Source organism: Alkaliflexus imshenetskii DSM 15055 (assembly GCF_000517065.1).
GTDB lineage: Bacteria > Bacteroidota > Bacteroidia > Bacteroidales > Marinilabiliaceae > Alkaliflexus > Alkaliflexus imshenetskii.
In genome coordinates, this window is sequence record NZ_KI912105.1 from 2,467,571 (window position 1) to 2,491,815 (window position 24,245).

Annotated in this window: 24 protein-coding genes; 21 read left to right on the plus strand and 3 right to left on the minus strand. The window is 45.2% G+C overall.

What is annotated here, in order from left to right:
- Position 1: 1 nt before the first annotated feature.
- On the plus strand, positions 2–862 hold the full coding sequence (gene prmC / locus ALKIM_RS0110335) for a peptide chain release factor N(5)-glutamine methyltransferase (RefSeq protein WP_026474579.1): 861 nt from the start codon (positions 2–4) through the stop codon (positions 860–862).
- Here the strand turns inward: prmC and ALKIM_RS0110340 are convergent.
- Entirely contained in the window at positions 840–1,448 is a 609-nt protein-coding gene (locus ALKIM_RS0110340; RefSeq protein ID WP_026474580.1) for an acyl carrier protein phosphodiesterase, read from the minus strand. The genes prmC and ALKIM_RS0110340 overlap by 23 nt on opposite strands.
- A gap of 224 nt (positions 1,449–1,672) precedes the next feature.
- On the opposite strand from ALKIM_RS0110340, the gene ALKIM_RS0110345 reads away from it, so the two are divergent.
- The 12 genes from ALKIM_RS0110345 (at position 1,673) to ALKIM_RS19320 (ending at position 15,176) form a co-directional block, all read left to right on the plus strand.
- A complete protein-coding gene (locus ALKIM_RS0110345) occupies positions 1,673–3,001 on the plus strand; it encodes a cyclic 2,3-diphosphoglycerate synthase (RefSeq protein ID WP_026474581.1) in 1,329 nt (442 codons plus the stop codon).
- Between the two features lie 152 nt (positions 3,002–3,153).
- On the plus strand, positions 3,154–4,506 hold the full coding sequence (locus ALKIM_RS0110350; RefSeq protein WP_026474582.1) for a GntP family permease: 1,353 nt from the start codon (positions 3,154–3,156) through the stop codon (positions 4,504–4,506).
- 25 nt (positions 4,507–4,531) lie between these two features.
- Positions 4,532–5,086 (plus strand): LemA family protein, encoded by a 555-nt coding sequence (locus ALKIM_RS0110355; RefSeq protein WP_026474583.1) that lies wholly within the window; start codon positions 4,532–4,534, stop codon positions 5,084–5,086.
- The gene (locus ALKIM_RS18250) at positions 5,079–6,056 is read left to right on the plus strand and encodes a DUF3137 domain-containing protein (protein WP_052345519.1); all 978 of its coding nucleotides are present in this window, start codon (positions 5,079–5,081) and stop codon (positions 6,054–6,056) included. The genes ALKIM_RS0110355 and ALKIM_RS18250 overlap by 8 nt, the downstream gene beginning before the upstream one ends.
- Before the next feature lie 237 nt (positions 6,057–6,293).
- The gene (mutA, locus tag ALKIM_RS0110365; protein WP_026474584.1) at positions 6,294–8,153 is read left to right on the plus strand and encodes a methylmalonyl-CoA mutase small subunit; all 1,860 of its coding nucleotides are present in this window, start codon (positions 6,294–6,296) and stop codon (positions 8,151–8,153) included.
- Between the two features lie 29 nt (positions 8,154–8,182).
- Positions 8,183–8,569, plus strand: a complete 387-nt coding sequence (locus tag ALKIM_RS0110370; RefSeq protein WP_026474585.1) for a GxxExxY protein — start codon at positions 8,183–8,185, stop codon at positions 8,567–8,569.
- A gap of 49 nt (positions 8,570–8,618) precedes the next feature.
- The gene (gene scpA, locus ALKIM_RS0110375) at positions 8,619–10,772 is read left to right on the plus strand and encodes a methylmalonyl-CoA mutase (protein ID WP_026474586.1); all 2,154 of its coding nucleotides are present in this window, start codon (positions 8,619–8,621) and stop codon (positions 10,770–10,772) included.
- A 162-nt stretch (positions 10,773–10,934) separates the two neighbouring features.
- Complete coding sequence (locus ALKIM_RS0110380; RefSeq protein ID WP_026474587.1) at positions 10,935–11,792, plus strand: UDP-2,3-diacylglucosamine diphosphatase; 858 nt, start codon at positions 10,935–10,937, stop codon at positions 11,790–11,792.
- Positions 11,793–11,852: 60 nt separating this feature from the next.
- Entirely contained in the window at positions 11,853–12,188 is a 336-nt protein-coding gene (locus ALKIM_RS0110385; RefSeq protein ID WP_044117879.1) for a hypothetical protein, read from the plus strand.
- A 26-nt stretch (positions 12,189–12,214) separates the two neighbouring features.
- A complete protein-coding gene (locus ALKIM_RS20340; RefSeq protein WP_026474589.1) occupies positions 12,215–13,045 on the plus strand; it encodes a peptidylprolyl isomerase in 831 nt (276 codons plus the stop codon).
- Between the two features lie 5 nt (positions 13,046–13,050).
- On the plus strand, positions 13,051–13,863 hold the full coding sequence (locus ALKIM_RS0110395) for a peptidylprolyl isomerase (RefSeq protein WP_026474590.1): 813 nt from the start codon (positions 13,051–13,053) through the stop codon (positions 13,861–13,863).
- A 17-nt stretch (positions 13,864–13,880) separates the two neighbouring features.
- Positions 13,881–15,176, plus strand: coding sequence for a peptidylprolyl isomerase (locus ALKIM_RS19320; protein ID WP_052345520.1), 1,296 nt, complete (start codon positions 13,881–13,883; stop codon positions 15,174–15,176).
- Here ALKIM_RS19320 and ALKIM_RS0110405 read toward each other — a convergent pair whose 3' ends face one another.
- Complete coding sequence (locus tag ALKIM_RS0110405; protein WP_044117881.1) at positions 15,177–15,806, minus strand: NUDIX hydrolase; 630 nt, start codon at positions 15,804–15,806, stop codon at positions 15,177–15,179.
- 117 nt (positions 15,807–15,923) lie between these two features.
- Between ALKIM_RS0110405 and pyrE the strand changes: the two genes are divergently transcribed.
- A complete protein-coding gene (gene pyrE, locus ALKIM_RS0110410) occupies positions 15,924–16,556 on the plus strand; it encodes an orotate phosphoribosyltransferase (protein WP_026474593.1) in 633 nt (210 codons plus the stop codon).
- A 9-nt stretch (positions 16,557–16,565) separates the two neighbouring features.
- Positions 16,566–16,982 carry an SRPBCC family protein gene (locus tag ALKIM_RS0110415; protein ID WP_026474594.1) on the plus strand — a complete coding sequence of 139 codons (417 nt, stop codon included), beginning with the start codon at positions 16,566–16,568 and terminating at the stop codon, positions 16,980–16,982.
- A 21-nt stretch (positions 16,983–17,003) separates the two neighbouring features.
- Here the strand turns inward: ALKIM_RS0110415 and ALKIM_RS0110420 are convergent, their stop codons facing one another.
- On the minus strand, positions 17,004–17,744 hold the full coding sequence (locus tag ALKIM_RS0110420) for a biotin--[acetyl-CoA-carboxylase] ligase (protein WP_026474595.1): 741 nt from the start codon (positions 17,742–17,744) through the stop codon (positions 17,004–17,006).
- Positions 17,745–17,943: 199 nt separating this feature from the next.
- Here ALKIM_RS0110420 and rsfS point away from each other — a divergent pair, with 199 nt between their 5' ends.
- The 6 genes from rsfS (at position 17,944) to ALKIM_RS0110455 (ending at position 24,240) form a co-directional block, all read left to right on the plus strand.
- Positions 17,944–18,321 (plus strand): ribosome silencing factor, encoded by a 378-nt coding sequence (gene rsfS, locus ALKIM_RS0110430; RefSeq protein ID WP_026474596.1) that lies wholly within the window; start codon positions 17,944–17,946, stop codon positions 18,319–18,321.
- Between the two features lie 364 nt (positions 18,322–18,685).
- Positions 18,686–20,701, plus strand: a complete 2,016-nt coding sequence (ftsH, locus tag ALKIM_RS0110435; protein ID WP_026474597.1) for an ATP-dependent zinc metalloprotease FtsH — start codon at positions 18,686–18,688, stop codon at positions 20,699–20,701.
- 17 nt (positions 20,702–20,718) lie between these two features.
- Positions 20,719–21,342, plus strand: coding sequence for a LutC/YkgG family protein (locus ALKIM_RS0110440; protein ID WP_026474598.1), 624 nt, complete (start codon positions 20,719–20,721; stop codon positions 21,340–21,342).
- Positions 21,343–21,505: 163 nt separating this feature from the next.
- The gene (locus ALKIM_RS0110445) at positions 21,506–22,327 is read left to right on the plus strand and encodes a phosphatidate cytidylyltransferase (protein WP_026474599.1); all 822 of its coding nucleotides are present in this window, start codon (positions 21,506–21,508) and stop codon (positions 22,325–22,327) included.
- 23 nt (positions 22,328–22,350) lie between these two features.
- The gene (locus tag ALKIM_RS0110450) at positions 22,351–23,010 is read left to right on the plus strand and encodes a phosphatidylserine decarboxylase family protein (RefSeq protein ID WP_026474600.1); all 660 of its coding nucleotides are present in this window, start codon (positions 22,351–22,353) and stop codon (positions 23,008–23,010) included.
- Positions 23,011–23,115: 105 nt separating this feature from the next.
- Positions 23,116–24,240, plus strand: coding sequence for a lipid II:glycine glycyltransferase FemX (locus tag ALKIM_RS0110455; RefSeq protein WP_026474601.1), 1,125 nt, complete (start codon positions 23,116–23,118; stop codon positions 24,238–24,240).
- Positions 24,241–24,245: the final 5 nt, after the last annotated feature.

The window sequence follows — 24,245 nt, forward strand, 5'->3', positions numbered from 1 at the left end:
AATGGCCGAAACAGTAGGTGACTATTTAGTTAGAATTGATGTTGCGCTCGAAGGTGTTGTTGATAAACAAGAACGCCGGCAGTTTGCGCTATTGCTTTTTGAATTTTTGCGGGGATATTCGCGAGCCGATTTGGTGCTCCGGGAGCATGAAATATTAACCGACCAGGAAATTTATTTTCTCAATGATGCCATAGTCCGATTGAAGGCTAATGAACCAGTTCAGTATATTATTGGGCGTACCGAGTTTATGGGACTGCCCTTTAATGTTGACAAGCGGGTGCTTATTCCCCGTCCCGAAACCGAAGAGTTGGTGTTATGGATTTTGGATGAAGGCTGTGATGAAAAAATCGACTTGCTCGATATTGGCACAGGCAGCGGATGTATTCCCATCACTTTGAAAAAACATTGGCCCAAAGCTTATGTGGAGACGTGGGATATTTCAGAAGATGCGCTGGAACTGGCCGCCTCTAATGCCCGGCTTAATGAAGTGGAGGTTCAGTTCAACTGCAAGAATGCCCTTGCGGAGGTTGCTCCACCTCAATCTTTTGATATAATTGTAAGCAATCCGCCATACGTAACAGATAAGGAGAAAACGTTAATGGCGGACAATGTGTTGGATTTTGAGCCTCATTTGGCGCTGTTTGTTGCCGATGACAAACCGCTCATGTTTTATGATGCGATAGCATTATTGGCCACACATGCCCTGCGTAAAGGCGGCAGGCTCTATTTTGAAATCAACGAAGCCTACGGATCAGAGACTGTGAATATGCTGAAACGTCTTGGATTCTCAGATATTGAACTCCGTAAGGACCTGTTTGGAAAGGACAGAATGGTTCGGGCTATATGGCCGGGCGTTTCATAAACCACTCTTCGTTCAGGAACTCCTGACTCATTTGAATGGCTTCATCAAAAAAGAGGAAGAATAGATTCTGAAGATAATCATAATGATGCTCCAACTGCTCCATCGCCCAGTTGCTGTGGTCGGGTAAGGAGGAGTGACCTGCCATGATGTGTAACGTCTTATGAACGCCTTCCATTTTACGATAAAATTCCATCATCCTGCTTTGTATCAAAAAGGGGAGAAACTGTTTTACAACGCCGGGTAAGGTGAAATAATTCGTCATCAGTATGCGGTGCGATTGCGATACAAAATGTTTGAGTGTGTCATCTGAATAACGCTCCCAGTTGGAGGCCAGAAAATGATCGTAAATCACATCCGTTACCACGCCAGAATAACGTTTGTACATCGGTTTAAATATTGTCCCGCTCTCTTTTGATGATGGATGCTTGTCGGTGAATGCATCGATTTGCCGATGCAGAAGAATGCCTTTTTGTATGGGTGATGAATATCGAAGGTAGTTGCGTCCTTTTACATAGTCGCCTATAAAATTGCCAACTTTTACGCCCGGATTGGTACCTGAAAGATATAGATGTGCAAGATAGTTCATGGTGGTTCTGCGGTATGCAAATTTATAAATATATGAAAAAAAAATGTGCCGGCATGTAGCGAATTAACTGTTTCTTAACAGGTTGATTTATGACAAAAACAGGTGATTGCTTTAAAAGGTTTTGGTAACTTGGTTAAAATGAACACAGACAGAAGGATAAACGCCTCGGTGTTTTCCGTAATGTATGATTGTTGTCTGTGAATGATAAACCAAAATAAACTTTTATGAGAAAGGCAATAATTATAGGGGCTGCCGGAAGGGATTTTCATAATTTCAACACCTTCTTCCGCAACAACAATGACTATCAGGTAGTGGCTTTTACCGCTGCTCAAATCCCTGACATAGATGGTCGAAAGTATCCGGCCGTGCTTGCTGGTAAGTTGTATCCCAATGGCATTCCAATTTATGCAGAGAGTGATTTGCCGAAGCTAATAAAGGAATATGGCATTGATGTATGCGTATTTTCATACAGTGATGTACCCTATTCAAAAGTGATGGCTGTTTCGGCGGTGGTAAATGCTGCGGGCGCCGGTTTTATGTTGCTGGGGCCTAATGATACGATGCTGAAGAGCACCAAGCCGGTGATAGCCGTTTGTGCGACGCGCACCGGATGCGGCAAAAGTCAGACATCACGCCGTGTAATAGAGTTGTTAATGGCTCGTGGACTCAAGGTCGTGGCTGTGCGGCATCCCATGCCTTATGGCGATTTGGCCAAACAAAGTGTACAGCGATTTGCTACGGTTGATGATTTGGAACTTCACCATTGCACCATCGAAGAGATGGAAGAGTATGAACCGCATGTGGTTCGAGGCAATGTGATTTACGCAGGCGTGGATTATGAAGCCATTCTGCGCGAAGCAGAACGCGACCCCGATGGTTGTGATGTCATTCTTTGGGATGGCGGAAACAATGACTTTCCGTTCTACAAGCCTGACCTGATGATTACCGTAGCCGACCCACACCGTCCCGGTCACGAAATGTCCTATTATCCTGGAGAAGTAAATCTGCGCATGGCCGATGTAATTGTCATCAATAAAATTGACAGTGCCGACGCTGCTGGTATCGAAACGGTGCGTCAGAATATCCGCATTGCCAACCCTTCTGCATTGGTAGTTGATGGGGCATCACCCATTCGCATCGACCACCCTGAACTGGTTACAGGTAAACGTGTGTTGGTAGTGGAAGATGGCCCAACGCTCACGCACGGCGAAATGAAAATTGGAGCCGGTATGGTGGCTGCACAGAAGTTTGGAGCTTCAGAAATTGTTGACCCACGTCCATACGCCGTTGGTAAACTGGCAGGCACATTCAGGCAGTATCCCGAAATTGGCGTCCTTTTGCCTGCCATGGGCTATGGCAAAGAGCAGATCAAAGACCTGGAAAAAACCATTGAGGCTACACCGTGCGACAGTGTCATCATTGGCACACCAATCGATTTGTCGCGCATTTTGAAGATAAACAAGCCTGCTACGCGAGTGCATTATGATTTACAGGAGATTGGTCAGCCTGATCTCACGCACGTGCTCGATGATTTTCTCAAAAGGATGGGCTGAAAAGCAGATGTTTTTATCTTTTGATTCTTTGGCAAATTGTCTTATTTTTATCCTTGCTGAATTGAGGCAGGATAAATAATAAAGATATGTAGTGATGCCTTTGGCAGAAGTGTACTACTTCTGTTAAAGGCATTTTTTAATGTTGTTGAAGAATGAGTCCAATAATGATGTTTTTGGTAGTTGTAGTGGCCGTTGCGCTTCTTCTACTTCTTGTGTTAAAGTTGAAAATCAATGCATTTATTGCATTGCTCATCACGGCAATGTTTGTTGGCGTGGCTACTGGTATGCCGCTCAATGGGGTTATTCAAAGCATCCAGAAAGGCATGGGCGGCACCTTGGGCTTTGTGGCTACGGTGGTTGGTCTGGGAGCTATTTTTGGTCAGATGCTCGAAAGTTCAGGTGGGGCAGAAGCGCTTGCCCATTATCTGGTAAAAAAGTTTGGACAGAAACGGGCGCCGTATGCCATGGTACTGTCTGGATTCTTCATTGGCATACCGGTTTTTTTTGATGTGGGCTTCATTATCCTTATTCCCATCGTGTATGCTTTGGCCCGAGACACTAAAATGTCGTTGCTTTACTATGGCATTCCGCTTTTGGCCGGATTGGCCGTAACGCACTCATTTATCCCACCCACGCCAGGTCCTGTGGCTGTAGCTGAAATTATAGAGGCACAATTGGGGTATGTCATTTTCTTTGGTTTTCTTCTGGGCATTCCGGTAGCACTGCTTGCTGGGCCTGTTTTTGGCCGGTACATCAGTCGCAAGATTATGGTGTCGCCACCCGAAGTGTTTGAGGAGAACGATTCTCTCACTCAAAATCAACTGCCCAATTTTGGCCAGGTGATACTCATCATCCTTATTCCTTTGGTTCTGATTCTGATGGCAACGGTCACAGGTGTGCTGGTGCGAAAGGAGGTAGTCGCTGAAGGATTACTTCCGGAAATAATTGGCTTTATCGGGCATCCCTTTTCGGCGCTTATCATTGCCACATTAACTGCCATTTGGTTTTTGGGTATCAGGCGTGGTTTTCAGCGGCGCGAAATACTTGATTTAAGCACCAAAGCACTCGGTCCAGCAGGAGTTATCATTCTGGTGACGGGCGCCGGAGGTGCACTAAAGGAGGTTTTGGTTGACAGCGGCATTGGTGAAATGATTGCCACCACGCTGGCCGGTTCGTCATGGTCGCCCGTGCTTTTGGCATGGACGCTGGCCGCACTGGTCCGCATTACACAGGGATCGGCCACCGTGGCTATGATTACTGCTGCCGGAATCATGGCGCCGATTATCGGTGCTTTTGAACTTAGCGAAGCGCACCGTGCACTGGTGGTGTTGGCCATATCATCCGGAGCAACCATTCTTTCGCATGTGAACGACAGTGGCTTTTGGCTCGTGGGGAAATATTTCGGAATGGATGAAAAACAGACATTGCAATCGTGGACGGTGATGGAAACCATTATTGCTGTGTCGGGATTGATATTGACTCTGATTGTGAGTTTCTTTGTGTAGTATTTCTAACATAAAATCTTCTAATATGATTCTGTTAATTGTGATTGCCGTTGTAGCATTGATGCTCATCTTGTTATACAATGGGCTTATTCGGAAAAAGAATGAAGTTGACAATGCTTTTGGAGGAATGGATGCGCAACTTAAGAAGCGCTATGACCTGATTCCAAATTTGGTGGCTACCGTGAAGCAATATGCGGCTCACGAAAAGGAGTTGCTCGAGAAGGTGACTCAGTTAAGGTCAAAGGCTTTGGGCGGTAACCTTTCTGCCGATGACAAAGTGGATATTGACAATGAGATTTCAGGCGCTTTGCGAAGTATTATGGTGGCTGTGGAGAACTATCCCGTCCTTAAAGCCAGTGACAATTTCATGAATCTACAGCGAACGCTCAACGAGGTGGAATCGCAGATTTCGGCTGCACGCCGTGCCTATAATGCGGCTGTTACCGATTACAATAATGGCATTGAAACGTTTCCCGGCAATATGATGGCAGGTATGATGGGGTTGCAGCGCAAACATGTGTTCGAGATTCCTGAGGCTGAGCGTCAGAATGTTAATGTAAAGGATTTGTTTAATGGATAAGTCTCAGAGTCACTCTGATTTGGAGCATCTGTTTGAGCAACGCATACAACCAAACATCTCAGAATTGGTCGGATTGCGCGATAAGGTAAAATCGATGTGGTACATTGGTGTATCTTTAGTTTTACTGATTGTCCTTTCTATATGGGGATTGGCTGAGAGTGGTGGAGCTGTTTTGATAATTTTGCTCGTAGCGCTGATTATTGGTTTGGTCGTTGTTATCTCGAAGGGCTACTCCGCCTGGAAAAAATATCGGACCGAGTTTAAGCTCAAGGTTGTGGCTGAAATTGTTAAAGTCATTAACCCTGCGTGGAGTTACGCACCCGATGGCTTGATAAGTGAGCAGGTGTACCATCAGAGCAATCTGTTCAGAACGCGTTATGACCGCTATCAGGGTGATGATTTGGTTAAAGGTGTGTTAGACAAAACCGACTTTGAATGTTCTGAACTTCATACCCAGTATAAAGAGGTGACAACCGACAGTAAAGGCCGACGGCGGGAGCGTTGGGTGACGATTTTCAGAGGACTGTTTTTTCATGCCGATTTTAACAAGGATTTTATCGGGCGCACCTATGTATCGCCCGACGTGGCTGAGCGGTTGTTGGGCCGACTGGGGCGAAAGTTGCAAAAGGTTTCCGGTCCAGCTCCTCTGGTGGTGCTCGAAAACGTTGAGTTTGAGAAAGCGTTTGTTGTTCTCGCTACAGATCCAATCGAGGCGCGGTATATTCTCACACCGGTGATTATGGAAGCAATGCTTAACATTCGTCGAATTTACAATTGCGAGGTGCATTTCTCATTTATCGGGTCACGGGTTTATTGTGGATTGTCCATGAATAAAAACCTTTTTGAGCCACGCTTGTTTGGGCCTGTGGTAAATCTTCACGATGTGGCCAATATGCATCATCTTTTTAGGGTGAATGAAACCATCATTCATGAACTAAACCTGAATACCAGAATTTGGACAAAGAATTGATACAGTGCATGGTTAGCAACTCAACACTGGTTTTGTATCTGTTTTTACGGATGTGCACTGAGCATAATATTTTGATTTTACGGGTGAGCATATCCGCTTATCAGGGTTAACCTTATCTAACAGCGTAAGTTGCTGCATTTGCCCTTGCTGCTCTTAAACACAAACCTACTATTTCTAATATGGAAAAAAGGCAGTAATTTTGCGGCCTGTAAACTAGAAATATAAATCGGTTACATTATGGCAGATAAATCAAATCAACCGCTGTTTAGCGAATTCCCACCCGTGTCCACGCAGGCATGGATGGATAAAATTACAGCGGACCTCAAAGGAGCTGATTTTGAAAAAAGGCTTGTCTGGAGGACCAATGAAGGATTCAGTGTACGTCCTTTCTACCGTCAGGAAGATTTGGAACCACTGAAATACCTGGATTCACTTCCCGGTGAATTTCCATTTGTACGCGGCACAAAAACCTGCAACAAATGGTTTGTACGTCAGGACATCGTTGTGAAAGATGCCGCGGCTGCCAATGCCAAAGCATTGGTGTTGCTTACAAAAGGAGTTGACTCCCTGGGTTTTGTTTTTGAGGATGAAGCCCTGGTTACTGCGGAGAACATTAAAACCCTTTTGAAAAACATCCTTTCAAACGATGTGGAATTGAACTTTAAAACCCGTCATGGCAACAAGAAACTGTTGCAACTGGTAACTGAAGAGTTCAAAGCCCAAAACCGCAAGACGGATGAAGTTAAAGGTTCTGTTGATTTCGACCCCATCGGCAATCTGACCATTGGCGGTAAAATCTGTGAAACCATTGAGAAATCTATGGATTATGTGGCTGAAATAGTTACCGAAGGAAAAAAGTTGCCCTTGTTCCAGGTGGTAAACGTAAATGGCCGCTATTTTGGTAATGCTGGTTCTTCTATCGTACAAGAGCTGGCATTTTCCTTGTCTGTGGGTAATGAATATTTGAGTCAGCTCACCTCCCGTGGCATCTCTGCCAACGATGCAGCAAAAACCATCCGCTTCAATCTTGGCGTAGGTTCAAACTATTTCATGGAGATTGCCAAATTACGTGCCGGACGTATGTTGTGGGCTGCCATCGTAAACGAGTACAAGCCCGCCGGTCGCGAGGCCTGCAAAATGGTGGTGCATTGCGAAACCAGCGAGTTCAACAAGACTGTTTTCGACCCCTATGTGAACATGTTGCGTACGCAGACCGAAGCCATGTCGGCTTCTATTGGTGGTTGCCACTCGCTTACTGTTCAACCTTTTGATAATGTATTCCGCGATTCCAATGAAACTGGTGAGCGCATTGCACGCAACCAACAACTTCTGCTTAAGGAGGAATCGTATTTTGATAAAATAGTGGATCCTTCGGCCGGTAGTTACTACATCGAAACATTGACCGACAGCATTGCCACTGAAGCATGGAAACTTTTCCTTGCCGTAGAAGAAAAAGGCGGCTACCTGAGTGCGCTTAAGGAAGGATTTATTCAGGCACAGATTAAGGAGTCGGCTTCTCAAAAGAGTAAAGCTCTGGCAAGTCGTCGCGAAGTGCTGCTTGGCACCAACCAGTATCCCAACACATCGGAGGTTATGGCTTCGGCCATCGATGCTGCCAAAATCAGCAAACAAACTCCTGCTGCTGGTGATGTTGAGCCAATCCGCCTTATGCGTGGTGCCGAAGAGTTTGAAGCATTGCGTCTTGCTACCGAGAAAGCATCCAAACGTCCAAAAGTATTCATGCTAACCTATGGCAACCTGGCCATGCGTTTGGCACGCTCACAGTTCTCTGGTAACTTCTTCGGATGTGCCGGTTATGAGATTGTGGACAATCTGGGCTTTGCCACTGTTGAAGCCGGTGTGGATGCAGCCATCAATGCCAAAGCCGACATCGTGGTGCTTTGTTCTTCAGACGAAGAGTATGCCGATGCAGCTCCTGTGGCATTTGAGAAACTTGGCAATAATGCAATCCTTGTAGTGGCCGGCGCTCCCGCATGCACCGACGACCTAAAGGCTAAAGGTATTGAGCATTTCATCAACGTGAAAAGCAACGTACTCGAAACGCTGCAAGGCTTTAACAGTTTACTAAAGATTTAAACGCAGAGACGCCAAGACGCGGAGTAATTATGACCAAAGACCAACTTAACGAACTCTCTACCTTGATTATTGGAGCTGCTATTGAGGTTCATAAGGAAATGGGTCCCGGATTACTGGAATCTGTTTATGGAGCTTGTTTGGTTAAGGAACTTAAAGGAAGAGGTCTTTTTGTTGAAGAACAGGTTATGTTGCCACTTATGTATAAAGGAGAGGCATTAAGTAAAGAATTTGTTCTTGATATTTTGGTTGAAAAAGAGATAGTTATAGAGTTAAAGGCCGTGCAGGAAATTCATCCAGTACATGAGGTTCAGCTAGTTACTTATTTAAAATTAGCTGGGAAAAGATTGGGATTATTAATTAATTTCAATGTTCCGGTACTTCATCAAGGTATTTGCCGTAAGGTTAACAAGCTTTAGATTAATTTTCTTTGCGACTCTGTGTCTTTGCGTTAAAAGAAAGTATGTTATGAGACCAGATTTTAAAAACATCAGTATAAAAAAAGAAGCCTGTGCGGCCAATGGTGCCGAGTGGGCTCAAAAAAACGGGATTAAAAAGGACTGGGTAACGCCGGAACGCATTCCCGTGAAAAGAGCTTATACCAAGGATGACCTGGCTGGGATGGAGCATTTGAATTATGCTTCGGGTCTGCCGCCATTCCTGCGTGGCCCTTACTCAGGTATGTACGCCATGCGCCCCTGGACCGTTCGTCAGTATGCCGGTTTCTCTACTGCTGAGGAATCAAATGCGTTTTACCGTCGTAACCTGGCAGCCGGACAAAAAGGGCTTTCAGTGGCATTTGACCTCGCCACCCACCGTGGATACGACTCTGACCACGAGCGTGTGGTAGGTGATGTGGGTAAGGCCGGTGTGGCCATCGACTCAATCCTCGATATGAAAGTTTTATTCGATGGTATTCCTTTGGATAAGATGTCGGTATCGATGACCATGAACGGAGCTGTTCTGCCTGTGATGGCGTTTTACATTGTGGCCGGTCTGGAGCAGGGATGCAAACTGGAAGATCTCTCCGGAACCATCCAGAACGACATCCTCAAGGAGTTTATGGTGCGTAACACCTATATCTATCCGCCTGAATTCTCCATGAAGGTGATTGCCGATATTTTTGAATATACTTCTAAGTATATGCCCAAATTTAACAGCATCTCCATTTCTGGATACCACATGCAGGAGGCGGGTGCTACTGCCGACATCGAGCTGGCATACACCCTTGCCGACGGACTGGAGTATCTTCGCACCGGTGTAAATGCCGGATTGAGTGTGGATGCTTTTGCGCCGCGTCTCTCTTTCTTCTGGGCCATCGGTATGAACCATTTTATGGAGATTGCCAAGATGCGCGCTGCCCGTATGTTGTGGTCAAAAATAGTGAAGCAGTTTGGACCAAAGAATGAGAAGTCTCTGGCTTTGCGTACCCACTCACAAACGTCTGGTTGGTCACTAACCGAGCAGGATCCGTTTAACAACGTAGGTCGCACATGTATTGAGGCCATGGCGGCTGCTTTAGGTCATACCCAGTCATTGCACACCAATGCATTGGATGAGGCCATTGCGCTGCCTACCGATTTCTCGGCACGTATTGCCCGAAATACACAAATCTACATCCAGGAAGAGACTCAGGTTTGTAAGGCCATTGACCCATGGGCAGGCTCTTACTATGTGGAGTCATTGACTAAGGAGTTGGCCGACAAAGCATGGGCGCTTATTCAGGAAGTGGAAGAGATGGGTGGTATGGCCAAGGCCATTGAAACCGGTATTCCAAAAATGCGCATCGAAGAAGCTGCTGCCCGTACGCAGGCTAAAATCGACAGTGGTAAACAAACCATCGTGGGTACCAACCGCTACCGCCTGGAGAAAGAAGATCCCATCGACATCCTTGACATCGACAACACAGCAGTGCGTAAGTCGCAGATTGAGCGTCTTCAAAAGCTGCGTGCTGAGCGCAACGAGGAGGAAGTGCAGGCCGCACTTAAGGCCATTACCAAGTGCGTGGAAACAGGTGAGGGTAACCTGCTAGAGCTGGCTGTGGATGCCGCTAAGAAACGCGCTTCTTTGGGTGAGATTTCTTATGCTTGTGAAACCATTGTAGGAAGATATAAAGCCGTGATACGTTCAATAAACGGAGTTTACTCATCAGAGGCCGGCAATGATGGCGAGTTTGAAAAAGCTCAGCAACTGGCTCGTAAGTTTGCCGATATGGAAGGCCGTCAGCCAAGGATTATGATTGCCAAAATGGGTCAGGACGGACACGACCGCGGTGCCAAAGTGGTAGCCACCGGTTATGCCGACATCGGCTTCGACGTGGATATGGGACCTTTGTTCCAGACACCGGCTGAAGCTGCAAAACAGGCTGTTGAAAACGACGTGCATGTGTTGGGCGTATCTTCATTGGCTGCCGGACACAAAACACTCGTGCCACAAGTTATCGAGGAGCTGAAAAAACTTGGACGCGAAGACATCATGGTGATTGCCGGTGGTGTGATTCCTGCTCAGGATTATCAGTATCTTTATGATGCTGGTGTGGTTGGTATCTTTGGTCCTGGTACTTCAGTTGCCAAAGCCGCCATCGACATACTGAACCTGCTGCTTGAGGCGCACAGCGCATAATTTTCCTTAAAGATTTATTTATAAAACCCCCGTTTGCAGGTTAATGCAGACGGGGGTTTGCATTTGTCTTACGGTAGTAAATTGTAATTCGCTTTGGCTTAATTGACATTCTCCCAATATTTTTTACGATTTTTGTGGGAAAGAGCTAGAAACCGGTAGCGTATGACTACGAAATCATCTTCAAAAAGGCCTGTAAGAGCAGTGGTCATCTCGGATGCCCACCTGGGAACCTACGGCAGTAAGGCGGAACAGTTGCATGCTTACCTAAAAAGCATCAGACCACAAACGCTTGTTCTTAATGGCGATATTATTGATGCCTGGCGGTTCTCTCCGGGATATTTTCCTGCCGCCCATCTTAAAGTGGTTCGGTATTTGTTTAAAATGCTGGAAGAGGGAACGGAGATTATCTACATCCCCGGCAATCATGATGAAATAGCCCGCCGTTTTACCGGGATAGATTTTGGCCGGTTTAAGATAGACAATAAACTGTTGCTTACACTTGACGGCCGTTCAACCTGGATATTTCATGGTGATGTGTTTGATGTGGTGATGCACCACTCCAAATGGCTCGCAAAGATGGGGTCTGTGGGATATGGCATTCTGACCGGCATCAACCGCATGGTAAATGCCATTTTGGTTTTCTTTGGACGAAAGAAAATTTCGCTGGCCGGAAAGATAAAAGATAAGGTGAAAGGCGGCAATAAAGAGACCGTTACCAAATTCGAAGCGATGGTAGCTCGTCTGGCCATCCGTAAAGGATACCATTATGTGATTTGCGGACACATACACCGTCCGGTGAAGAAGCGCATAATGACCCCAATTGGCATTGTGACCTATCTGAACTCAGGCGATTGGGTGGACAACATGACCGCTTTGGAGTTTGAAGCTGGTGACTGGCACCTTAAACATTGGGATGCGTCAATGCTTGGCGTGGTGGAGGATTCAACGGTAGAGGAGATTGTTTCGGAAACCACCGAAGAGATTTTTCTCAGGGCTTTTAAAGAGATATTGAAGAGTTGATAAACTTTGCGTTATGATTAGCTGTTGAGTATGCAGTGAATCATAAACCAAATAGATATAATGGAATATAGCGAAGATTTGTGGGATGAGATGGTGCTCAGAGTGAGCAAACATTTTAATGTGACAGCTGATTTTGACTTTATGCTGTTCGTAATAGGCATTCAGGAGTTGGGTACCGGAATGACCAAGTATACCCGTGACGAGAAGTGGGACATCATCAACCTTGGGAAATGCAGACTCTTTGCCAACCTGGGATATCTGGAGCAGTCCGGCAAGGATGAAGACGGATGGCCCTGTTTCACAGAAGTGAAAAGTGTCAAAGGGTTAACCCCTTCCTTTCAAAACCATATCCTTAAAAAAGCGATGTTGGAATATTTTTCAGAAGTATTAAATTGATTGTGTAATAGTTTTAATGAGATAGAATGAAACGTCTTTTGTTTGTTGTGATGATGGTTGCGATGTCGCAACTCTTAGTTTTTTGCCAGTCGGCAACTGCTACCACAGGCTCTTCTTTGGTGCTGATTGAAACGCCTTACGGAGAGATAAAAATCAGATTGTATGATGAAACACCGCTGCATCGGGATAATTTTTTGAAACTGGTGAATCAGGGTTTTTATGACGATTTGCTATTTCACCGGGTCATCAATGAGTTTATGATTCAGGGTGGAGACCCGCAATCACGTGATGCCGCTCCATCGGCCCGACTTGGTGCCGGCGACCCGGGGTATAAGATAGATGCAGAAATTATTTACCCTCAGTTATTTCATAAAAAGGGTGCCCTGGCAGCAGCCCGTCAAGGCGATCAGGGGAACCCGCAAAAGCGTTCGTCTGGCTCTCAGTTTTATATTGTTCACGGAAAAGTTTTTTCACCCGAAGAGCTGGAACAGATGGAAAGTGCCATGACCGACCGACAGTACCAAATGTTGATGATGCGCTACATGGAACCTTTCAGACAGCGGTTTATGGAACTTCAGCAAGCTGGCGATCGTGAAGGATTTCAGGCTCTGATGCAAAAAATATCGGAAGATGCAGCTGCCGAAGCTGAGGCAATGCCCTCTTTTCAGTTCTCCGATGCGCAGCGTGAGGCATACACCACCATTGGTGGAACACCGCAGTTGGATGGTGAATATACTGTGTTTGGCGAGGTTGTTGAAGGACTTGATGTGATTGATCAGATTGCTGCCGTTGAAACAGGTTTGATGGACAGGCCAGTAAAAGATGTAAAGATGAAGATAAAACTGATTAAGGAGTAGTGCGTATGAAGCATTGGTTGACGTGGGTTGGTGTTTTTTTGATGATGTGGGGATGGTTTGAACCATCACTTGCGAACGAGCCTGTGCATTATGTGACCATAAAAACCAATATGGGCAACATGAGGGTGATGCTATATAACGAAACACCTCAGCACAGAGATAATTTTCTGAGATTGGTGGCAAGCAAACACTTCGACGGTACGCTTTTTTATCGCGTGATTGAGAATTTTGTCATACAGGGTGGATCGCAGGATTCACGAAATGCCCCACCTGGAAGACATATTGGCTACGGTAGCAAGTCGGAAGTGATAAGTTCGGAGTTTGTTAAAGAGCGATTTCATAAAAGAGGTGCCATTTGTGCACCTCGCCAGCCCGAGCACATCAACCATTTTCGTATGTCCGACATCTCGCAGTTTTATATTGTGAAGGGGCGCGTATTTACCAATGATGAGTTGGATATTCTCGAAAAGCGGGTGAACAACCCCATCCTTAGAGACTTGCGAGAGAAGTATTATGTGCCGCATGTGGAAGAGTTAAATAGACTTAGAGAAGAGGAGCCGCGTGCATTCAACGAGTTAATAAGAGAGATTCGCGCAAAAATTGATTTGGAGTTCAGCCTGGCTGACCATCTGAAATTTACCGATGCACAGCGCGACGCATATACTACTATTGGCGGACTTCCAGATTTGGATGGTGATTACACCGTATTTGGTGAGGTAGTTGAAGGACTGGATGTCATCGACCGCATTGCTGCTTTAAAAACAGACCGAAACGACCGGCCGCTGACCGATGTGGTCATTACCATTGAACGCCGTTAGTTGATGAAACCATAGATATGATAAAGTATCTCTATCTGCTTTTTTCCTTTTTGGTGCTGTGGGCCTGCAAGCCTTCGGGACAGAGCCAGCCTGCCCAGCAGGAAATTCAAAAGCTGCGAGGGTCCTATACCGACAACGTGGCTGCAATGGTTGATATACATACTTTTGATCATTATACCAGAGCGTTACAGCGTGGATTTGGGTTTTATATTGGCTCAGAAACTGTTATAACCAATCTGAGCCTGATTCAGGGTGCCTATCGTGTGCGTATGGCCTCGCCCGGAACACAACAGTTTTTTGATGTGGATGGGTACACAGCTTATGATTTAGCCAATGATCTGGTGGCACTTAAGGTACGCCGCAAGAACAGTAATTATCTTCAGCCAGTTGAGCCAATCACCGGAGTGGATACACTTTATACTTTATTAAGGCCTGCCGGAGATTTGCTGGTTCGCTGTGTTGCTGTGGATGGTTATGTGAATCACGACAGTATCGGCTATTACCAACTGGCTGCCTCCATGGAGATTGGTAAACCTGCTTTTTACGAAGATCATGGTTTGGCAGGTATTGTGCTGATTCAAAACATAAATGGGAATGATGGCCAATATATGGTAATGGATGCCAAATTACTCAACCGGTTTTTGGCTTTACAGGATAGTCCCCGGCCGGTTATCGAGCTTAGCAACAAGAGCGATCGTGTGTACCCCTCGCACACAGCCATTAGTGGTTTCCGAATAGTTACCAATATGGGCAATATCAATATCAGGCTGTATAACGAAACGCCTGAATACCGTGACAACTTCATTCGCCTGGTGACGGATAATTATTTTGACAGCCTGACTGTACACCGCGTATTGAGAGGTTTTCTTATCCAGACGGGTGCTGCCGATACGCGTGATGCCGGACCAAATGATGTGGTGGGCTGGCAGGGGCCGGGATACACATTGCCAATGCGCATTGTGCCAGGGATTTTTCACAAACGTGGCGCCATTGCATCTTCAAAACTTCCCGGTGCACGCAATCCCAAAGACGAATCAGATGGGTCGCAGTTTTACATTGTTTCGGGTCGCATCTATCGCCCCGAAGAGTTAGATGATTTGGAGATACAGAAACGTATAACGTTTACTGCCCGCCAAAGGGAGGTTTATACCACACTCGGCGGGGCGCCGCATCTCGACAATGATTATACAGTTTTTGGAGAAGTAACCTCCGGAATGGAATTGGTTGATCGCATCTCAATGCTCGAAACCTACCAGGGAGACCGCCCTGTGAAGGACGTCCGCATATTGCGTGTGGAAACCATTTGGCGTTAACTAGTCTGCCAGATCTATTTCATCCGACGATTTCAGCACTTCAATTATCGAAGGATAAGTGTTCGCTTTGAAATCACTCAGCGAGGATGGATTCGCCCAGAAAACCGACTCTATATTCTCAGATGTTTGTGGCGACGGGGTTTCTGTACCCTTATAGCTCATCTCAAACCATTTGGTCTCTTTGAAAATGTGTTGTTCTCTAAGGTGATAAGTGTGATAAGTAGAGGTTAGCTTTTTAATGATTGTAACACCCGATATCCCGCACTCTTCTTCAACTTCACGTATGGCAGCAGCCTCAAAGGTTTCATCCGGCTCAACTTTGCCTTTGGGCAAGTCATATACCCCCAGGCGTTTGATTGCCAAAAAACGGTTGCCTTCTGCATTCCATACCAAACCCCCTGCTGCCGGCAGATTCTTAAAGCACAATCTGAAATTTTGCAATAGTTCAAATACGTTGTGGTGATATATGAACGCTTTACCTATGGATGTATCTCTGTCAAAATTGGCAATAAACTGTAAAAGTTCTCCCTGATTGGCATATTTTAGAATGCTGCCGAAGTCATCGGTCAGGTCAATATCTATCCGGTTCGTAAGATAAATGAGCCTATCCTTGAAAAAGATTTTATACATTTGCGTAATGAAATAGAGTGTGAATTTTTATTGCCATCAGACGATTCGATTTAATCAAATGTCTGGTTTCCGCAAAGAATTACGTAAATATTAGATTCATTCCTAAATATCCGTCTTGTGAAAACAACAGAAGCTACCATTGCCGCTCAGCTATTGCAAATAAAAGCAATTAAATTGCAACCCGCAAACCCCTTTACATGGGCATCCGGCTGGCTGTCGCCCATCTATTGCGACAACCGCAAAACATTGTCCTATCCCGAAGTGCGTACTTTTATCCGTGATGGATTTGCCGAGTTGATACGTGAGAAGTTTGCCGGTGCCGATGTTATTGCCGGTGTAGCAACCGGAGCCATTGCTCAGGGCGCTCTTGTGGCCGATGTGCTAGGAAAACCCTTTGTGTATATTCGTTCATCACCCAAGGGACATGGGCTTGAGAACTTAATCGAGGGTGACCTGAAACCCGGCCAGAAAGTGGTTGTGGTAGAGGACTTGATTTCAACCGGCGGCAGCAGTCTCAAGGCTGTACAGGCCGTACGCGATTTTGGTGGCGAGGTGATGGGAATGGTTGCAATTTTTACTTACGGGTTTAGTGTGGCGGCCGAGAATTTTGCCAAAGAAGGTGTTGAACTCCACACGTTAAGCAATTATCAGACACTCATAAATGTGGCTGTTGAGACAGGTTATGTGAGTTCCGATGACTTGGATGCATTGGATGCCTGGAGACAGAACCCCGCTCAGTGGAATAAGTAAATCAGAAAAATGACAACATTTGAAGGACCTATACAAACTATACCACATTCTTCGGATGTGGTATTTAGTTTTTTGTCCGATTTCAACAATTTTGAATCGCTTTTACCTGCCGGGAAGGTTTCCGGATGGGAAAGTACTGGCGATACTTGCCGCTTTAATGTGGAGGGTATAGGGGAAATTGGGTTGCGAATTGTAGATAAAGATGCGCCCAAAGCCATTAAATATACCGCAGATGGTAAAACGCCTTTTAACTTCTTCCTTTGGGTGCAATTAAAGCAAGTTGCAGACGCCGATACGCGTGTGAAGTTAACCATTAAGGCTGATCTCAATCCTATGCTAAAGATGGTCGTAACCGCTCCGGTAAATAAGTTTCTGGAGGTTGTCACAGGCGCCATTGCCAGCTATCCCTACCAGACAACGGGATGAGTGGTTTACTTTGAACGGAGCCTAAAGTATGAATGAAACTTCTTTGAAAGCGTATCTGCGAATCTCATTCGTTTCAGTGGCTAAAAGAAGGTGCCCATCCGGTTCAATGGTGTGTATGGATGCCATAAATTCACCTGTTGCATCTTTGAATCGATACGTGCCACGGCTACGGTATAGTTGCCCGAAGTAGTCATCCGTCAGAACCGCATCGCCCTCTTCCAGCCATTGTGCGTACCGGTTGATAAAACAATTCATATAATCGTTCATCATCTGGTTGATGTCATAGCTGACGCCGGTAATCTGTTTGAGCGATACCGGATTTGGGGCTTTGGATGTGAACTCCTCCTGATTTAGGTTTAACCCAATGCCGATGATGGAGCTGTTGATGTGATTCCCAATTAAGCTATTCTCGATTAATATGCCTGCTACTTTTTTGTCGCCGGCGTAGATGTCGTTGGGCCATTTAATTGAAAAGCCCTCTGCCACTGTAGAAAGAAGATCCATCATGGCCACCGTGACAACCTGAGTAATCCGAAACTGCTCTCGTACATCCAAAAAATCGGGGCGAATGATAAACGAAAATGTGAGATTCTTACCTTTTTCACTCTCCCATTTATTGCCTGGCTGACCACGACCTGCGGTTTGGTGGTCTGTAATAACCACTGAAAACTCAGGTAAGGCGTTGTCGTCGTTGAGCTGTTTCAGCATCAGGTTGGTCGACTCAATGCTGTCAAAGCGCAGTATCTGTGGATTGTCGTTCATCAATCGTAATTCTTGAAAAGTATAGCGTGGGTCAGATATGTTTTCATCGTCGAAAATAGGTAATAAAATCTTTGGAAAGTGTTATCTTTGAACGTTTTTTTACTTGTTTCCACCTGTTTGGGCATAAGTGAGGTGAAACAATGTGAGATTGAAAACTAATTTATTGTAAATCTGTTTATAAAGGAGTAGCAAAAACATAATGATAGAAAATCAGGAAAATCTGACAACAAAACAGCTTGTTGACGCCATTGTTGAAGGGATACAGGATAGAAAAGGCGGCAATATCACCGTTCTCGACATGACAGTTCTTGAGAACACCATCACCAGTTATTTTGTGATATGTGACGGTACAAGTAATGTGCAGGTGGATGCCATTGCCGATTCGGTCGAAGAATATGTTCGTGAGAATCTTGGCGAGAAGCCGTTTCATGTGGAGGGACGTACAAATGCACAATGGATACTGCTTGATTATTTGGATGTTGTGGTGCATGTGTTTCAGCGTCCGGTGAGGGAGTTTTATAGTCTCGAATCGCTATGGGCGGATGCCCCTCGTACCGACATCCCCAACTTGGACTAGGTGCCCTTTTGGTGAGTTTTGATTTGTAGATGACACTGTAATCCGACGAGATGGATGAGTACGGTTTTTAGTTGCTGTTTATTTTAGATGAAGATATTTAGATGCGAAGTCATGCGTAATCCCGGGCATCGGAATAAAGCAAAATAACACTTGATGATTTCCACCGCTCCTGGCCTGCCATTTAAATCCACTTTGTCTAAACGCTTAACTGCTTAACAGTTTGTTAACTAAATGGTTGCTTGATCTGATGTTTCGTGATAGTCTATCAGAAGGATGTCATTTTACGACTTAGGCGTACAAGTTGTGTAGTTTGCATTAAAAATCTGCGCTGATAAAACGTTAAGAATTAAATACTAGAATAATAATGGCAGAAGAGAAAAAGAATCCGGATGGGGAAAAATCCGGACCCAAGTTGCCTCAGTTCAACGCTTATTGGATATATGGCATTATCCTGATTTCCCTGGTTGCGATTAGTCTTTTCAACATGGGACAAAGCCCCCAGAGTGTGCCCTGGAGCGAGTTTGAAAGCAAAGTATTGCCCGGAGGTGATATTAAGCGGGTGGCAGTGATTTTGAATGAAGGAAAAGCAGAGATTACATTTAAAGAGGAGAGCCTCGAAAAGTATAACGAATTCTTCAAAGATCAGCAATCGGTGCCGCGTACAGGCCCTCACATGGTTGTGAAGATTCCATCGGTTGATAAGTTTGAAGAGGCCCGCAAACGGGTTGAGACCGAATTAAATATTGCGGTGCCCATCGAGTACGAAGAGAGAACCAATCTTTTCAGAGATTTCTTTGTAATGATGTGGCCCATTTTATTGATTGTGGCTATCTGGATATTTATTTTCCGACGAATGGGCGCACAAGGCGGTCCCGGGGGGGGAGGTAACATCTTCAACGTTGGAAAATCCAAGGCACGCATGTTCGATAAGGAATCGGGCGTAAATGCTACCTTTCAGGATGTGGCTGGTTTGGCAGAAGCAAAAATTGAGCTCGAAGAGATTGTCGAGTTCCTCAAAAAGCCTGAGAAGTTCACGGAGTTGGGTGGTAAAATACCCAAAGGCGCATTGCTTGTTGGCCCTCCCGGAACCGGAAAAACACTTCTGGCACGTGCGGTGGCCGGCGAAGCCAATGTCCCATTCTTCAGCATGTCGGGTTCCGACTTTGTGGAGATGTTTGTGGGTGTAGGTGCATCACGCGTGCGTGATCTCTTCAAAAAAGCCAAAGAGAAAGCGCCTTGTATTGTTTTTATTGATGAAATTGATGCCATTGGCCGGGCGCGTGGAAAAAATGTGAATTTCAGCGGTAATGATGAGCGCGAGAATACCCTCAATCAGTTGTTGACCGAGATGGACGGGTTTGCCACAAACAGCGGTGTAATTATTCTAGCGGCTACAAACCGTGCCGATATATTGGATCGCGCGCTTATGCGTGCAGGTCGGTTCGACAGACAGATAAGCGTGGAGTTGCCCGATTTAAATGAACGTAAGGCCATCTTTGAGGTGCATTTGCGACCATTGAGATTGAACGAAGATGTGAAATCGGAATTTTTAGCCCGTCAAACTCCTGGCTTTTCAGGTGCTGACATCGCAAATGTATGTAACGAGTCTGCCTTGATTGCTGCCCGAAAAAACAAAAAACTTGTTGAGAAAGAAGATTTTCTTGATGCAGTTGATCGTATCGTGGGCGGTTTGGAAAAGAAGAATAAAATCATCTCTAAAGATGAAAAAAGGGCTGTTGCTTTTCACGAAGCCGGCCATGCAGCCATAAGCTGGCTCCTTGAGCATGCACACCCATTGGTGAAAGTTACAATTGTTCCGCGCGGAAAAGCGCTCGGTGCAGCATGGTATCTGCCTGAGGAACGCTCGCTTAATACCGTGGAGCAGATGCTTGATGAGATGTGTGCCACCCTCGGAGGTAGAGCAGCTGAAGACCTGGTTTTTGGACGTATCTCCACAGGTGCACTAAATGATTTGGAAAAAGTTACCCGTCAGGCTTATGCAATGGTTTCTTATTTTGGTATGAGCAAACGCATTGGTAACCTCAGTTACTTTGATTCATCAGGGCAGAATGAGTATGCCTTTAACAAGCCATACAGCGAGCGCACAGCTCAGCTTATCGATGAGGAGGTTTCTCGTATTGTAGAAGAGCAATATGAAAGGGCTAAGCGTATTCTCGCCGATAATTCAAGTAAACATGTGCAGTTGGCCGAGTTGTTGCTTGAGCGCGAAGTGATTTTTAGCGAAGATTTGGAGCAGATATTTGGCAAGAGGCAATTGAGCGATCATGTCATTCAGGAAGATTCAAATGGGAGCCGCAAGCCTGCTGAAAAACCAGTTGCAGATATCGAGCCCAAAGAGGACAATAATAGTCAGGCATAGTATTTTGATTACGATGTATGACGAAGCCGAATTCCAGAGAACGTATCCTGAGTAGATTACGGCAAACCAATGACTTTGCATGGGAGGCGCCATATGTGGTGCCTTCACCTGTCATTGATGTGATGCCTGCACCGGAGAACCTGGTTTCTACATTTAAGCAAGAGTTGGACTTAATTGGAGGTGAGGCTTTTTTGGTGGAAAATCAAAAGGATATGTTGTCCGGTTTGACAGAAGTTCTTAAGTCAGCAAACATTGCATCAGTTTGCTGTGAAGATGCGCATATTGGTGAAATACTCAGTGAAGCCGGAATTTTGGTAAATCAGGATTATTCTAGTTTGGTGGCCGTTACCGGGTGTGATTTCCTCGTGGCCAGAAGCGGTTCGGTGCTTGTAAGCAGTCTCAGTGGTAAGGGACGGAAGGTTCATGTGTCGGCTCAAACACACATCGTCTTGGCTGGCGCATCACAAATTCGCCCTTTTATCCGCGATGCCATCGCTTCTTTTAAGATGAAGTATGAGAATTTGCCATCCTGGTTTACGCTTATTACAGGCCCTAGTCGTACTGCCGACATCGAAAAAACACTTGTGACAGGCGTTCACGGCCCCAAAAGGTTGATAGTTTTCATAGATGTTGCATCTTAAATTTTTAAAAGTCAATCTTTGTGTTAATTTTGCACCTTTCAGAAAGGTTGTTATATTTATTGTTTAAATGATTGTCTTGCCGGAATGTTGCTGGCTTTTAGTGCGTATGATGCAAGAAGGATCATGACATAATTCTTTCTGGTTTCAATATATTTCAGGTAAAATGAGCAATTTCTGGCAGCGTACTTTAACAGGAGTGATTTTTGTAGTCGCAATCATCGGTGGGATGTGGTGGCACGCTTATTCATATTTGCTCATCTTCTTCACCGTTGTGCTACTAGGCATGCTCGAGTTTGTTGAGATGGTAAAAGCACGACCTGTAAGTGCCCAAATTGGATGGGCTCTTGTTCTTGGGATATTCTGGTATGTGACCTCCTTCTTTGTGCTCTCAGGCGATATCTCGGCCCGTTGGCTTATGTTTGTAGTGCCAATGATAATGGGGGTATTCATGACCGAACTCTTCCGAAATTCAAACACGCCATTACTTAATATTGCCTGCACGTTGATAATTCCATTCTACGTGGCATTGCCCTTCTCTTTTTTGCATTTTCTGGTTTTTAAATCAGGGGTTTATGATTACGGGTTATTGCTAGGATTTTTTCTCCTGATATGGGCCAATGATTCTGGTGCCTATCTGGTAGGTGTTAACTTTGGAAAGCACAAGCTTTTTCCGCGTATTTCACCTAACAAAAGCTGGGAAGGCGCCATTGGAGGGTTTGTGTTTACGCTGATAATAGCATTTATACTTTCGCATTTTGATAGTGACTTAATGGTAATTCACTGGTTAATAATCGGTGTTATTGTTGCAATAATGGGTACTTTTGGCGATTTGGTAGAGAGTATGCTCAAACGCAGTGTCAACGTAAAAGATTCCGGCTCACTGCTCCCGGGTCATGGTGGCGTACTGGATCGTTTCGATGCCGTCATTTTTGCCGCGCCTTTGGTTTGTGGATACTTTATCCTTATCCGGTTTTTATTTAACTAAAATCATTTAATACTTTAATTTATATGACAATCCATAAAGAGGGATTCAAGATCCTGGGCTTTACTTTCATTTTGCTGGCGCTAATAAATTTGGCGTTGGCGTGCATTTTTGCGACACCGGTAAGTGTGTTGCGCTGGTCATTGCCATTGTCTTTTTTACTCTTCTTTTTTGTTTTGAATTTTTTCCGCAGTCCCAAGCGCGAAGGATATTTGCATGAGAATGCCATTATTGCGCCAGCCGACGGAAAAATTGTTGTGATTGAAGAAGTAGAGGAGAATGAAGTTCTGAAAGGGAAAGCCATAATGGTTTCCGTATTTATGAATGTTTTTAACGTACATATCAACTGGTTTCCATTGAGCGGTGTGGTTAAGTATTTTCGCCACCACAATGGTCGTTTCATGTCAGCTTGGTTGCCAAAAGCGTCTACCGAAAACGAACGTACTACTGTTGCCATTGAACACCCAAGTGGTAAAACCATTGTGGTTCGTCAGATAGCCGGAGCTGTGGCACGACGCATTGTGTGTTATGCAGTTGAATCGGAAAAGGCACAACAAGGAAGCCAGATGGGTTTCATTAAGTTTGGCTCACGTGTAGATGTGTATCTGCCTGTTGGTACCCGTATTGATGTTAAACTTGGCCAGAAAGTAAGAGGTAAACAGACCATTTTGGGCTGGCTGGAGTAGTCGCATTATATAAACGTATTTTTTGCCACAATGACAACTCTTCGAGGGTAGTCATTGTGGTTTTCTTTTGTAGTAATTTTTTGTATTATATTTAAAAGTGAAGATATGTTGAAAGAAGTATGCCCGAAAGATGTTGCTGAAGTTTATGAAACATCAATTGTACAGCAAACTGCTTTCTGGTCCGAAGTGAAACGCAACATGGGCGTAGAGTCGATGGCTTTTAATTTTAAATTCAGCAAAGATGATTTTCTCAGGGTTGAACATACCTCTGACACTGATGTGTCGGATATTCTGGTTGTTAATCAGCGCTTAGACAAAAATCACTCTATTGCCTATGTGCCTTATGGCCCCGAACTTGAGCCTGTGGATGGCGCCGAAGGTGTCTTTATCGAAGAGTTATCTGAATGTTTACGTGAATATTTGCCATCCGATACCATAATGATTCGTTACGACTTGTCGTGGGAGTCTTTCTGGGCACGCGATCCGGATTATTATCATGATGATGGCATTTGGGCTGGGCCACCGGATGTTCCAATGCAGGAGCTACGGTTTAATTTCGACACTGTGAATTGGAATATTAAAAAGGCACACACCAATATTTTGCCGGCACACACCATTTTCCTTGATTTAACCCTACAGGAGGATGAGCTTATGGCATCCATGAAGCCCAAAACCCGTTACAACATTGGCTTAGCTCAACGCAAAGGAGTGACAGTGCGTGAATTGGCGATGGAGGATTTGGATGTTTGGTATGAATTGTACCGGCAAACAACAATTCGAAATGGCCTGTTTCTTCATCCGCGTGACTACTTTGAGGCGGTTCTATTGGCGCGTGCCAACAATACCGCATCTCCTGCACAGGTGAAGTTGCTGCTTGCCGAGGCTGAGGGTATGCCCTTATCTGCAATGTTTTTGGTACTTTCGGGTAAACGGGCAACATATCTTTATGGTGCATCTGCCACGGTGAATAAAAACTTTATGGCAAGTTATGCGTTGCAAAAAGAGGCCATGCTCATTGCCAAAGCACACGGATGTAAGGAGTACGACCTTTTTGGTGTCTCCCCCGGACCCGATGAATCTCATCCAATGTATGGTTTGTATCGATTTAAAACAGGTTTTGGCGGCAGGATGTTTCATTCGCTTGGTAGTTGGGACTATCCATTTGATGAAAAGGTGTACGGGTTTTATACGGCTCATGAAATGACGGCTGCAGGTTACCATATCCGATAAAAGTG

Bases quoted from the DNA above. Each gene is read 5' to 3' on its own strand.
- prmC (WP_026474579.1), top strand. From the start codon at position 2: ATGGCCGAAACAGTAGGTGACTATTTAGTTAGAATTGATGTTGCGCTC.
- ALKIM_RS0110340 (WP_026474580.1), bottom strand. From the start codon at position 1,448: ATGAACTATCTTGCACATCTATATCTTTCAGGTACCAATCCGGGCGTA.
- ALKIM_RS0110345 (WP_026474581.1), top strand. From the start codon at position 1,673: ATGAGAAAGGCAATAATTATAGGGGCTGCCGGAAGGGATTTTCATAAT.
- ALKIM_RS0110350 (WP_026474582.1), top strand. From the start codon at position 3,154: ATGAGTCCAATAATGATGTTTTTGGTAGTTGTAGTGGCCGTTGCGCTT.
- ALKIM_RS0110355 (WP_026474583.1), top strand. From the start codon at position 4,532: ATGATTCTGTTAATTGTGATTGCCGTTGTAGCATTGATGCTCATCTTG.
- ALKIM_RS18250 (WP_052345519.1), top strand. From the start codon at position 5,079: ATGGATAAGTCTCAGAGTCACTCTGATTTGGAGCATCTGTTTGAGCAA.
- mutA (WP_026474584.1), top strand. From the start codon at position 6,294: ATGGCAGATAAATCAAATCAACCGCTGTTTAGCGAATTCCCACCCGTG.
- ALKIM_RS0110370 (WP_026474585.1), top strand. From the start codon at position 8,183: ATGACCAAAGACCAACTTAACGAACTCTCTACCTTGATTATTGGAGCT.
- scpA (WP_026474586.1), top strand. From the start codon at position 8,619: ATGAGACCAGATTTTAAAAACATCAGTATAAAAAAAGAAGCCTGTGCG.
- ALKIM_RS0110380 (WP_026474587.1), top strand. From the start codon at position 10,935: ATGACTACGAAATCATCTTCAAAAAGGCCTGTAAGAGCAGTGGTCATC.
- ALKIM_RS0110385 (WP_044117879.1), top strand. From the start codon at position 11,853: ATGGAATATAGCGAAGATTTGTGGGATGAGATGGTGCTCAGAGTGAGC.
- ALKIM_RS20340 (WP_026474589.1), top strand. From the start codon at position 12,215: ATGAAACGTCTTTTGTTTGTTGTGATGATGGTTGCGATGTCGCAACTC.
- ALKIM_RS0110395 (WP_026474590.1), top strand. From the start codon at position 13,051: ATGAAGCATTGGTTGACGTGGGTTGGTGTTTTTTTGATGATGTGGGGA.
- ALKIM_RS19320 (WP_052345520.1), top strand. From the start codon at position 13,881: ATGATAAAGTATCTCTATCTGCTTTTTTCCTTTTTGGTGCTGTGGGCC.
- ALKIM_RS0110405 (WP_044117881.1), bottom strand. From the start codon at position 15,806: ATGTATAAAATCTTTTTCAAGGATAGGCTCATTTATCTTACGAACCGG.
- ALKIM_RS0110415 (WP_026474594.1), top strand. From the start codon at position 16,566: ATGACAACATTTGAAGGACCTATACAAACTATACCACATTCTTCGGAT.
- ALKIM_RS0110420 (WP_026474595.1), bottom strand. From the start codon at position 17,744: ATGAACGACAATCCACAGATACTGCGCTTTGACAGCATTGAGTCGACC.
- rsfS (WP_026474596.1), top strand. From the start codon at position 17,944: ATGATAGAAAATCAGGAAAATCTGACAACAAAACAGCTTGTTGACGCC.
- ftsH (WP_026474597.1), top strand. From the start codon at position 18,686: ATGGCAGAAGAGAAAAAGAATCCGGATGGGGAAAAATCCGGACCCAAG.
- ALKIM_RS0110440 (WP_026474598.1), top strand. From the start codon at position 20,719: ATGACGAAGCCGAATTCCAGAGAACGTATCCTGAGTAGATTACGGCAA.
- ALKIM_RS0110445 (WP_026474599.1), top strand. From the start codon at position 21,506: ATGAGCAATTTCTGGCAGCGTACTTTAACAGGAGTGATTTTTGTAGTC.
- ALKIM_RS0110450 (WP_026474600.1), top strand. From the start codon at position 22,351: ATGACAATCCATAAAGAGGGATTCAAGATCCTGGGCTTTACTTTCATT.
- ALKIM_RS0110455 (WP_026474601.1), top strand. From the start codon at position 23,116: ATGTTGAAAGAAGTATGCCCGAAAGATGTTGCTGAAGTTTATGAAACA.